Origin of the sequence: Bradyrhizobium sp., from assembly GCF_016462955.1 — a bacterium.
Taxonomy (GTDB): Bacteria; Pseudomonadota; Alphaproteobacteria; order Rhizobiales; family Xanthobacteraceae; genus Bradyrhizobium.
Genome location: NZ_JAEMSD010000246.1, coordinates 1 through 2,681, shown reverse-complemented (window position 1 = coordinate 2,681; position 2,681 = coordinate 1). Strand labels below are relative to the sequence as shown.

The following is a 2,681-nucleotide window of genomic DNA, read 5'->3' as shown; positions in this document are numbered from 1 at the left end:
GATCGAGACCTCGGTCGCCATGGTCGCGCGTGCCCGCAACCAGATCGACGACGTCGAATGGTCGGCCGAGGACGGCACCCGCAGCGAGATGGATTATCTCTGCCGCATCGTGGAAGCCGTCATCAAGGCCGGTGCCACCACCGTGAACATCCCCGACACGGTCGGCTACACGGTGCCGGAGGAATACACCCACTTCATGAAGACTCTGATCGAGCGCGTGCCAAACTCCGACAAGGCCGTGTTCTCCGTGCATTGCCATAACGACCTCGGCATGGCGGTCGCGAACTCGCTGGCCGGCATCGTCGGCGGCGCGCGCCAGGTCGAATGCACCATCAACGGCATCGGCGAACGCGCCGGCAACGCCGCGCTCGAAGAGATCGTGATGGCGATCAACGTTCGCAACGACAAATTCCCGTACTGGAACAGGATCGACACCACGCAGCTCACGCGCGCCTCGAAGGTGGTGTCGGCGGCGACCTCGTTTCCTGTCCAGTACAACAAGGCCATCGTCGGCCGGAACGCCTTCGCGCATGAGAGCGGCATCCACCAGGACGGCGTGCTGAAGGACGCCTCCACCTACGAGATCATGCGGCCCGAGATGGTCGGCCTGAAGCAGTCCTCGCTGGTGCTCGGCAAGCATTCCGGCCGTCACGCCTTCGTGCACAAGCTCGAGGAGATGGGCTACAAGCTCGGCCCGAACCAGCTGGAAGACGCGTTCACGCGGATGAAGGCGCTGGCCGACCGCAAGAAGGACATCTACGACGAGGACATCGAGGCGCTGGTCGACGAGGAGATGGCGGCCTCGCACGATCGCATCAAGCTGACCTCGCTGACGGTGATCGCGGGCACGCATGGCCCGCAGCGTGCCACCATGAAGCTCGACGTCGACGGCCAGATCAAGATCGAGGAAGCCGAGGGCAACGGTCCGGTCGATGCGGTGTTCAACTGCATCAAGCGCCTGGTCCCGCATGAGGCGAAGCTCGAACTGTACCAGGTCCATGCCGTGACCGAAGGCACCGACGCGCAGGCCGAAGTCTCAGTGCGGCTGTCGCAGGAGGGCCGTTCGATGACCGCGCGTGCGGCGGATCCGGATACGCTGGTGGCCTCGGCCAAGGCCTATCTCGGCGCTCTGAACAAGATCGTCATGAAGCGCCAGCGCGACACGGTCACGACGGCCGCTGCGAGCTGACCGCAATCCCGGACGGTATGGGACGCGGCGCCATGGCGCCGCGTCCCTTTCTTTTGCGCCTGCATTTGCGCAACTGACCTGTATCGCAATAAATATGTTATTAACATGTCACGTTAACATTTCATTAACCTCAGCGTCGCGCGCCTTGCCCCGCCGCTGGAGAATTTGAAATGGCCTTGAGTGCTGGTTCCATCGCTTTCACCGGTTACAACGGCGACGGCAACGACAATCTGTCCTTCGTTGCCCTGACCGACATTCCACAGGGCACGGTGATCAACTTCACCGACAGCAACTGGAACGGTACCAACTTTGCCTCGGGCAGCAATTCGGAAAGCACCGTTGCCTGGACCGCGACCAGCGCGATTCCCGCCGGCACCGTCATCGACATCAACAACATCGGCAACGGCACGTTTGGCGCCAGCGCCGGCACGGTCACCTTTACCAACGCGAACAATACGGGCCTGTCCAACGACAGCGAGGTGGTCTACGCCTATATCGGATCGGCCAGTTCGCCGACCTTCCTGGCCGCGATCTCCAACGTTGGCTTCGGTACGTCCGACGGCACGCTGACCGGCACCGGTCTCGTGGCCGGCCAGACCGCCATTGGTTTCACCGGCGGCCTCGACATCATGGGCTACAACGGACCGCGCTCTGGCCTCGCCAGCTTTGCCGATTACCTTGCCGCAATCGGCAATACCGCCAACTGGAAGACCCAGAACGGCAGCGGCAACCAGAGCACCGACGGCACCGCGCCGGACGCGCCGTTCCCGACGACGGTCTTCACCGTTGCCGCGCCCGCCGCGCAGACGATCTCGTTCTCGCCGGCGAGCGTGTCGGTGACAGAAGGCAATAATGGCACCAAGGTCCTGACCTTCACGGTCGTGCGTAGCGGCGGTACGACCGGTGCGATCAGCTTCTCCGGCAGTTTTGCCGCCGGCGCGACCGATGCTGCAGACTTTGGCGGCACGCTGCCCAACCCAACGTTCACCGGCAGCATCGCCGACGGCGCGAACTCGGCCACGATCACCATCACGATCTCCGGCGACACGGTCGCGGAGCCCGACGAAAGCTTCACCCTGACGCTGACCGGCGCCAGCAATCCCTCGGCCACGGTCACGATCGGCACGGCCACGGCGACCGGCACCTTGCTCAACGACGACGGCAGTATCGTCTCCGGAAACTCGTCGACGCCGATCACACTCGCCAACGACGATCATCTCACCGTCCTCGCCGGTGCGACATTGTCCGCGTCGACGCCGGTGACCTGGATCGGCGGCAGCACGACGCCCGGCGCGCTGATCGACAATCTCGGCACCATCACCGGCACTAACCGCGCCGTTTACACCAGCGGCTCGGCGAGCGGCAGCTTCACCATCAACAACGAGGTGGGCGCGACCATCACCGCGACCAAGGACGCGGTGAAGATCTCCAACCTGGTGTCCGGCACTTCCGGCACGTTCACGGTCAACAACGACGGCACGATCTCCTCCAC

Annotated in this window: 1 protein-coding gene and 1 pseudogene; both read left to right on the top strand. The window is 63.8% G+C overall.

What is annotated here, in order from left to right; translation table 11 throughout:
- Window positions 1–1,189: 2-isopropylmalate synthase (locus tag JHD07_RS22895; protein ID WP_291626139.1), on the top strand; the 1,189-nt coding region annotated here is incomplete at its 5' end.
- Between the two features lie 170 nt (window positions 1,190–1,359).
- Window positions 1,360–2,681 (top strand): annotated as a pseudogene (locus tag JHD07_RS22890) (hypothetical protein); the annotation flags it as partial.